Source organism: Aliiglaciecola lipolytica E3, from assembly GCF_000314975.1.
Classification (GTDB): domain Bacteria; phylum Pseudomonadota; class Gammaproteobacteria; order Enterobacterales; family Alteromonadaceae; genus Aliiglaciecola; species Aliiglaciecola lipolytica.
In genome coordinates this window covers 26313-34997 of the sequence record NZ_BAEN01000020.1, presented here as the reverse complement: position 1 = coordinate 34997, position 8685 = coordinate 26313, and the positions used below count along the sequence as shown (strand labels likewise).

Here is an 8685-nt window from a genome sequence, read left to right as displayed (position 1 = left end):
GGATTAGAGATAATATTTAGATGGAAAACGCTTGAGAGTCAAGCTATATAAGGGGAGTAGATTAATTGGTCGGTGTGAGAGGATTTGAACCTCCGACCCCTGACACCCCATGACAGTGCGCTACCAAGCTGCGCTACACACCGACCGAGCTGCGCAGTTTACTTATTTTTTGGCGCTTTGCAACGGCAAATCTCAATTGATTTAGTAACTGCTAGCTGTTTGAGTAATTTTTATCTCATTTTGTCGCTAAATTTTGCTATTGGGCACTATATTTACTTTCGAACTGCCAGCACTTTTAACATTTATTGAATATGCAATCTTCGCTTTATCGCCAATACATTGAATAATTACCGGCATTTTTTGCGGCAACTTTTTGTTTGTTTTTTGTGCTACTTTGAAGCTTCCATTGGTATTTAACATGACAACAAAATTAGGGAAATTCATCAGCGCCTGGTCAGTTAGATATTAGTGGAGCTGGTTGCTTTGGGTACTAGCGGCGAATCACACTGTGCCATTTTAACGGCGCAAGTCTGGCACTGCTTTACAATTGGTTTGGCAGGTAAAGCTCAAGTTGATAATCCAGATCCAAATGATATCCCTGAACCTTCTTTGCTTGCGATTTTAGGCGTAGGCTTAATTATATTGGGAAGACGTCAATTTCGTAGACGTTAAGCAATCAAAATACGAATCAAACAAAAAGCCCCGGTTAAACGGGGCTGTTTTTTTTACTGGCTAAGCCATTTTTGTATAAGTCGTTTGATGACCTTTCCATCCACCAACTTAAAGTTTTGCGGGGCATTGGGTAGGCGGTTTCTGCCATCCTGAACGACTAATAAGCCATCTGGAAGTGTGCCCCCTAAACTCAAAGACGTTATCTCTAGGCCATCGGTTTCAGATACTCCATCGAGCATCAAATCCAAATTCATATCAATCTGAAAACTGCCCAAATAACGATTATCTTGGTCCAGTGCGAATACACCAAAACTATTGTTACCTTGACTTGATGCAACCAAATAACGCTGATCATCCATGACATAGATTCCCATCCCTTCAACATCTGCTACGAAGGTGTCTGAAGTAACGGCAATCAACCTGCCCAGCTGTTTTGTAGGTTGCGCACTTGTCTGCCAAATACCAGTGGACTCTTCACCGTAATACAACTGGTGATTTTTATCGTCGGCGACACAGCCCTCAGGTTGGCTTGGAACCTTAAACTCACGGACTAACTTGCCGGTAATCTGCTCGTTTTCGGTCACTAATAGATATTGTTGAAAGCGACCGTCGGTATCATTTACAAATACATAATAATCGTTTTTCTGTTGATACATACACAGACCGTACACATCAGCCAGATCGGTTTTGATATCAGTTAATAAAGAAAGCTCACCGCTATTTTGCTGTATGCTAAATAAACTAATACTGTTGGTTGTGCGATTGCTCGCTGCTGCCAAATCAAAAGTTTGCTTACCAAACTCAAACCCATAACGTAAATCCACGTTATTCACTCGCCCTACGTCTAGCTTTTGCAGTAGATTACCGTGCAAATCGTAAACCATCATTCCTTGTTTTTTGTTGGTACCCAGTATGCGACTTTGCGACGGTTCCAGTGGATTTATCCAAATAGCTGGATCATCAGCAGCATCCCCAAACGCTTCCATAGGTTTGGTTTGTGCGAACGCATTTATGCTAATGATATCAGAATTCAGCTTTTGTCTATTGTGTGCTGTTGTCTTGAGGTTAGTTTGCAAATACTCGCCATTTTCATCGTCGAAGATCCCCAAGATTAAACTCGATGGTTGCTGTAATCCTCTTACTGATTCGGGTGCTTGGGTGTGGCCTAACGGTATAAATGTAGCATTTTCGTTGCTTTCAGATTTGATCATCCAAACGCCTTGATGTTCAGGCGCGGCAACCAAAATGTCACCGTTTGCTAACACGTCAACACCTGTTATCTCCCCTTCTAATGGCCCAAACGGAGCAACAGCGATAACTAGCTCCCGTGCTAGTTCAGACTCAGTTTCCGCTGAGTAACGCCATAGGCCGATATTTTCTTCAACAACATAAAGTGCGCCAGTTTCGTCGTCTACCGCACAAGCTTTGGTTTGCGGCGCGCCTATAAACTCATGCACTGGCACATCTACCAAAGTCTGATGTTTTCCATCTACCACAATGCGCTGTTGAATTGAGCCAACTGTGTCGGCAATAAACACAGATAAATGTCCTTGTGGCATCTGATACCAGCACAAGGCTTCAATTTGCGCGTCAGTTTTAGGAAGTGTGGTTAACAACGAAAGTTGTTGCGTCTGCCAATCAAGCGTTAATACTAAAATTCGCTCTGCATTAGTGTCATGAGTCACTATCAATCCAACGTTTTTATTGCCAAGTCGGATATTGTCACGCCAGTCCAACGTTTCCATATTACCAGCAAACGATGCCAACAAATTTCCGGCATTGTCGGTCAGTAAAATGCCTTGAGACTCGCTGCTCAACAACCAATATTGTTGCTGTTGATGAATAATGGGTATCGCTGTTTTGCCTGCAACTTTGTTGGTATTTTGCACCATTATCGGCAAGGTTTTACTCACTTGCGCAATTGTATTGGCCTGCTTTTTTTGATCAGGTATTGTTTGGCAGCCGCTTAGCAGCAAACTACTAAGTAGAAAAAGATAAAGCGATTTCATAATCATTCCTTATGTACGCTGTACTGGTAAATTCGCTTACCTGAACCACTAATGAATTGGACTAGCAATTTAGTATCATTGACCGACACGCTGACAAACCCTGCTTCACTAATCGCATATTTGGTAAATTCACGTTGTTGTACTGGACGTAATTCAGACCCTGCCCCTGATACAAAATGTTCTACGCTTTTGCCTTCAGGCCGGTTATGTTGTAAATCGTGTTCGTGCCCTGCGAAATAGGCATCAACCTTGAATTTTTCGAATATGGGTTCCAATACACCTTGTATCCCGTGGGTTTTTCCATAACGTTTGCCACTGGAATACAACGGATGATGACCAATGACTAGATTCCATTTTGCAGTCGAGCTAGACAATTGTTGTTCAATCCAACGCAATTGTTTTTCGCCATCCTGTTTTTGGGTTTGCGCATATTTTGGGACGTCCTTATATTCCGGATTGAGTGGGTTAGTATCAATAAATAGCACTAGCATTTCTGTATTTTTACCGACAGAAAATGTTTTGGCGTAATATTGAGAAGGCATCTCCCAACGACGACTGCGCTTGGAATAGTCAATTTGAGCTTGCCAATTTCCACGGTAATCGTGGTTCCCTAATGTAGGGTACCAATCCTCAAATAAGTTCGGCCCATGATAGATTTGTTCAAACGAGGTTTGCCAATAGGGATCATCCACAGACGCCACTCCATTAGAATAGAAATTATCACCAGTGGTGGTAATAAACTCCGCGTCGAGTTGTTGCATGACCACATCCATCATGTCTGCTACTGGCACTTGCTGATAATGACCATTTCTTCCCCAATCCCCCAAGACTAAGAAACTAACACTGTCTTCTGGCACTTCAAGCCCGTGCACGTGATGTTTTTTGTAGAAGTTTTGGTCGTGAACTTGGGCTGCATAGGCATTTTCCACACACAACAACAAAACCATGAAAAACAGATTTTTACTTAACATTATTACTCCAGATGACGCACCTTCATTGAGCGTTTTTAATTACCACTAACAAAATCGGCGAACATCACGAATAGGATGCTCGCCTTTTAATCGTTATAGTGTCCAGCTAAAACCTAACTCAAAAGTACGTCCGTATTCTTCGTATTGTGCATTCACGCTTGGCTCATCAAAATAATTATAGAAACCTTCGTCGGTAAGGTTAATCGCGTTAAAATACACATACATATTCTGGTCAATAAAGTATTTACTGGTAAAGTCCATTTGTTGATGGCTGTCTTCCATTCGAATCAAGTCACCGTCAATTTCTTCCAAATTTTCACTCTTGTAAGTCATGGTTAGACGCAAGCTTAACTTGTTGCTTTCATAGCCTACAGTGAAGTTGCCGATTTTATCAGACTGGTTAGGCAACGACGTTTCGTAACGCTCACCATCAAGCATAGTTACCGCATCTGAACTTGAAAAAGTCCCGTTTGCAGATAATAACAAACCGTTATCGAACGCTTTTACCCATGACAATTCAATACCACTAACTTTTGCAGATTCACCGTTGATAGGCTGCATCACTTCATCAAACCCAGTCCATTCAGGTAAGTCAGATACATCAGCGATAATCACGAAGTTATCAATGTTTTTGTGGAAGTAGCCCGCAGAAAGTACCCCAATATCACCAGGGTAATATTCTAAGGTCAAATCGAAGTTGTCTGATTCAAACGGATTTAGAGCTGGATTACCCACTTCTGCTTGACGCTCAGTGACGAATTCACCCTCATCTTCTTCGGTTTTTGATTCGATGATTTGAAATGCCGCCGAATCTTCAAATTTCGGTCTTGAGATGGTTTGTGTGAAAGCCGCACGCCCTATTAACTTATCATTAAATTCGTAACGTAGGTTCAAGCTGGGTAATAAGTGATCATAACTTCTTTCGATATTCCACGGGGTATTCACCACTTCTTCAACGTCAGTTTGCTCGTTTTCAATCAATTCAACGCGCATGCCTGACGTACTAAAGTCAGTGTCTTCAAAACGAATACCGGCCACAAGTGTGAGCTTTTCCCATTCAAAACGGCCCATTAGGTATGCGGCAAAAATATCTTCGTTGTTCACAAATGATGCACCATTTGATTCAACTTCTGAGTCCAGCTCCGCGACTTCTAAGCTAGCTCGATTCTGATTAAAGTAGCTACGCATGCCGCTACGATCTAGTCCTGGACCAAAATTGCCTAGGCCCCAATCCGGTTGTTCTGCTGCAAACATGGTAGGGTCTATATCGTCAAAATCGCCATCATAGATTAAGATGTCGGCCGTTGCGGTTTTCTCACGCGTTCGATATTTAGTACCGAATTTGAGTTCAAACGACTTATCCTGCCAATCAAACATACGTGTAAAATCAGCTTTGGCCATCGTCTCGGTATCTTTGGCTAGGTTTTTCTCAAAGCTCACCTCATCTAGCTCGTAATTGCTCAAATCCATCGCTGCAGCGTCTTGATTAATAGTCGGAATTTGACCTTGCATGTCAGAATCAATAGCCATTTCTTCACCTACAAAGGTGTAATATAAGGCTTCTGGCTCATCTTCATCGGCTTTCGAATACCCCAATTGATATTCAATCACCCATTCGTCTACCTGATGCTCTCCACCAGCGGTAATCGAAAGAATGGTTTGTGTCTCTTCACGATCTTTACTGCCGCGCTCAATTTCAGAATCTTCACCATCAAAAGTAAAAGTATTCGCCAAACGGTATTCTTCATCTGAGAAGCTGCTATACAAAGTGCGTAAATAATATTGATTATTAAAATCAGGGCGGAAATCCAAATTGACAGCTGCCCCGATTCGCTCACGAGTGATACTGTAATAACGTTGTTCGATTTCATCGTCACCGTTAGATTCAATATTGTCTGAACCAAAATCACGACTGGCGTACGATAACGCTGCAGCCACACCAAAAACATCATCAAAGACATTCGTCACACTACCAGATATTTTTGGACTAGTTTCGTCACGTAATTGATTCTGGCTAGCCTGAACGTTCACACTAGCACTCGTACCTTGACGATCAAATGCACTTAAACTTTTTACTTCGATAGAGCCACCGATGGCGTCTGCATCCATATCAGAGGTAACAGATTTAGACACTTCTAAACCTTGGATAAGCTCAGACGGGATCACGTCTAACGCCACTGAGCGGACACCAGATTCAGGAGACGGAACGTTAACTCCATTAATGGTCACGTTATTGAGGTTCGGATCGATACCACGAATACCGACAAAACGACCTTCACCTTGGTCACGTTCAATAGACAGTCCAGGCAAACGTTGCAATGCCTCAGCCGCGTTTTGATCTGGGAATTGGCCAATCGCATCTGCTGATACAATCGATTTAATACTATCTGCCACACGTTGCAAATTAATAGCATTAGCTTGGCCAGTGCGTTGACCGTAAACCGTCACGTTTTCTATATTTTTACCGGCAGCCAATAAGGCAATATCTTTTTGCACTATTTTCCCACCACTGATAATTACCGGAACTTCTACCGTTGGCGCGCCCAGATATTTAACCACTAAGGTATATTCGCCCTCTGGTAGATTTGCAAATCGGAAACTACCGTCACGGCGTGAAACGGTGCTTTGCCCCAGTTCTTTGACACTAATTTCGGCTCCTTGGATATAGTTGCTTTGATTTTTATCTGTGAGTAATCCCTGAACTCCGCCATTTTCAGCCAATGCAGATTGGCTTGATAGTGCTGCAAGGCATGCCAATGCGAGTGTGGTTTTTATCATTTTCATTGTTAAGTCTCTGGTTGCGAACTAAGTCGTGTGTGAATTTTTCCCACACGCTAGACAGCAGCGGTGACATTTTTATGACAACGCTTCATCTATTAGTGCCGCTTTTGCCCTAAAACAACGAAATTAGCGCCTAATTGATAAATCTGTGAGCTAATTTGACCTCCCCTTATCCTTTTGTTTTCCATGATATTTTTAAGAAAATGTCGAATTCATCAGCAACGAGTTTCATCATACTGTCATGTTACTGAGCCAATATGACCCCTGTGCTGAATGCAAAGTGTGTCAGCATATATTTGGTCCGTATGACATGAGAATTAACATGAACCTTTCACTACTAGCACAACATCAACGATTATTTTCAGTCGCTTGTGCATCTTTAACTTTGTCGCTCACATTAAGCATTGGTTTGGGCCAAGCAAAGGCGCTGGCGGATATATCTTGGTTAGATATGATCGGCGAAGGCAGTGTTGCCCTACTTTCTTTAGCTTGGATATTTTTCTTATTAGTCAGCCGTCCCCCAGGTAGGGTCACATCTGCACTGGTCATAGGCTTAAGTTGTTTTTTATTTTCAGCAGTGCTAGATCTGGTCGATGAAGTCATGTTCTATGAACATACCGCAACGGGTTTGAGCATGATTGAATCAATTCCCTCAGGCATCGGCATGCTCATCATGAGCTATGCACTATATCAGTGGCATCAAGAGCAATTGATACTCAATAAGCAATTACAAAAGCGAGAGTCTAATTCACGCGAACATGATCAAGTGGACTTTATCACTGCTTTATACAGCGCTGAATACATGCGTACACAAATCGACTCACAACTACAAAATAGCAGTTCCCCCGGTTTTTCAGTAGTAATGCTAGATATCAACAATTTCGATTTATTTAATCGCCAATACGGGCACGATCAAGGTGATCATTTATTACGAGAATTGTCAGATATTATATTAATGAATTTACGTTCGACAGATTTGGCCTGTCGTTATGCAGGTGATCGCTTCATTCTCTTGTTTCCCGATACCGATTTACGCACCGCCGAACAGATTGCAGAACAAATTAAATTAGCCATCGCAAACATTGCATTTAAACCAAACCAAAGTGGTGAGTCGGTTTATCACCACCTAACCTTCGCAGCAGAATCAGCCATTACAGGTGACGCCAGCGACAGCATACTGCAACGGGTGAACCGCCGTTTAGACATGTTTAAACAACATGGACAGGCACATGGATAAGCTGAGTTTTTTTAGTATCGACGATAAAGTTATTCCAGCCCATCAGTTAGCAGCAAGCCTCTTGGATTTCAGCCGTTCTAGACAGGTAAATAAACATAAGGTATTGCGTGGAACAGGGATTTTTAATGAAGATGTTATTTCGGAACGTAAGCTCAGTGCTCGGCAACTTTTGCAGCTAATGAACAATGCCCGCTCGCTTACCCCCGGCAACGATTGCGCATTTTTGTTGGGTAAGCGTTTATTTCCCGGAACCTATGGTGCAGTTTCCAACGCGCTAACACATAGTCGCAACTTGGCGGATGCATTCCGGATTTTAGCGCAGGTACGTAGTCAGATTTGTCCTTTTTTGACCGTCAATCGTTATTCCACAGAAAATAGTCAATACTGGGTAATAACCGATGCCGTGGGCTGCGAAGAGCAATTCCAATTTGTCGCAGAGTTGTATTGCACTGCACTGGTATCCGCAGTCAAATTACTGCTGGGGCAGCGTATTCCGTTTCAATTTAATTTTCCTTTTGCACGTCCGAAGTACATTCAAGAATACGAAGTACATCTGGGCCATAGGCTCGCATTTTCACAACCCGTTATGAGCATTAGCTTTGATAAAAAATGGTTATCAACTCGGTGTGTTAATCACAGTGATAGTTTGAAGTGGTATGCGCTACGCCAGTGTAGACATGTGACAATGCCCAAGTTAGGTTTTTTAGAAGCTATTCGCACGGTAATAAGCCAGCACCACCAATATGGATTGCAAAAAGTTGCTGAACACTTTGCGATGAGTACCTCATCGTTCAAACGTAAGTTGAAACAACACGGTTATAGCTTTCAACAATTGCAGGATGAAGTGGGAAAACAACAAGCTATCTATCTGTTACAAGTGCAACAACTAACGAATGAGGAGAGTGCGAGCATGATGCAGTTCAGCGATATTCCGAACTTTCGCCGTTCAGTCAAGCGTTGGACAGGACTCACGCCCAGTCAACTGCGACTAACAACCCAGAGTTAGAGCCAAAAG

7 protein-coding genes and 1 tRNA gene are annotated in these 8685 nt (G+C 42.5%); 3 read left to right on the top strand and 5 right to left on the bottom strand.

Annotated elements, in window-relative coordinates:
* Positions 1-66: 66 nt before the first annotated feature.
* Positions 67-143, bottom strand: a tRNA-Pro gene (locus GLIP_RS03675).
* Between the two features lie 103 nt (positions 144-246).
* Complete coding sequence (locus GLIP_RS03670) at positions 247-444, bottom strand: hypothetical protein (RefSeq protein WP_008843224.1); 198 nt, start codon at positions 442-444, stop codon at positions 247-249.
* 39 nt (positions 445-483) lie between these two features.
* On the opposite strand from GLIP_RS03670, the gene GLIP_RS03665 reads away from it, so the two are divergent.
* Positions 484-672, top strand: coding sequence for a PEP-CTERM sorting domain-containing protein (locus tag GLIP_RS03665; RefSeq protein WP_008843223.1), 189 nt, complete (start codon positions 484-486; stop codon positions 670-672).
* Between the two features lie 53 nt (positions 673-725).
* Here the strand turns inward: GLIP_RS03665 and GLIP_RS03660 are convergent, their stop codons facing one another.
* The 3 genes from GLIP_RS03660 to GLIP_RS03650 all read right to left on the bottom strand — a co-directional run bounded on the left by GLIP_RS03660 (position 726) and on the right by GLIP_RS03650 (position 6436).
* Positions 726-2681: a phytase gene (locus tag GLIP_RS03660; protein WP_008843222.1), complete on the bottom strand. Its 1956-nt coding sequence runs from the start codon at positions 2679-2681 to the stop codon at positions 726-728.
* A gap of 2 nt (positions 2682-2683) precedes the next feature.
* Positions 2684-3652 carry a purple acid phosphatase family protein gene (locus tag GLIP_RS03655; protein WP_008843221.1) on the bottom strand — a complete coding sequence of 323 codons (969 nt, stop codon included), beginning with the start codon at positions 3650-3652 and terminating at the stop codon, positions 2684-2686.
* A gap of 93 nt (positions 3653-3745) precedes the next feature.
* Positions 3746-6436: a TonB-dependent receptor gene (locus GLIP_RS03650; protein WP_008843220.1), complete on the bottom strand. Its 2691-nt coding sequence runs from the start codon at positions 6434-6436 to the stop codon at positions 3746-3748.
* Positions 6437-6755: 319 nt separating this feature from the next.
* On the opposite strand from GLIP_RS03650, the gene GLIP_RS03645 reads away from it, so the two are divergent.
* Both GLIP_RS03645 and GLIP_RS03640 read left to right on the top strand, forming a co-directional pair.
* Positions 6756-7670: a diguanylate cyclase domain-containing protein gene (locus GLIP_RS03645; RefSeq protein ID WP_008843219.1), complete on the top strand. Its 915-nt coding sequence runs from the start codon at positions 6756-6758 to the stop codon at positions 7668-7670.
* The gene (locus GLIP_RS03640; RefSeq protein ID WP_008843218.1) at positions 7663-8676 is read left to right on the top strand and encodes an AraC family transcriptional regulator ligand-binding domain-containing protein; all 1014 of its coding nucleotides are present in this window, start codon (positions 7663-7665) and stop codon (positions 8674-8676) included. The genes GLIP_RS03645 and GLIP_RS03640 overlap by 8 nt, the downstream gene beginning before the upstream one ends.
* Positions 8677-8685 lie beyond the last annotated feature (9 nt).

Coding starts and splice junctions, on each gene's coding strand:
- GLIP_RS03645 (WP_008843219.1), top strand. CDS start 6,756: ATGAACCTTTCACTACTAGCACAACATCAACGATTATTTTCAGTCGCT.
- GLIP_RS03655 (WP_008843221.1), bottom strand. CDS start 3,652: ATGTTAAGTAAAAATCTGTTTTTCATGGTTTTGTTGTTGTGTGTGGAA.
- GLIP_RS03650 (WP_008843220.1), bottom strand. CDS start 6,436: ATGAAAATGATAAAAACCACACTCGCATTGGCATGCCTTGCAGCACTA.
- GLIP_RS03640 (WP_008843218.1), top strand. CDS start 7,663: ATGGATAAGCTGAGTTTTTTTAGTATCGACGATAAAGTTATTCCAGCC.
- GLIP_RS03660 (WP_008843222.1), bottom strand. CDS start 2,681: ATGAAATCGCTTTATCTTTTTCTACTTAGTAGTTTGCTGCTAAGCGGC.
- GLIP_RS03670 (WP_008843224.1), bottom strand. CDS start 444: ATGAATTTCCCTAATTTTGTTGTCATGTTAAATACCAATGGAAGCTTC.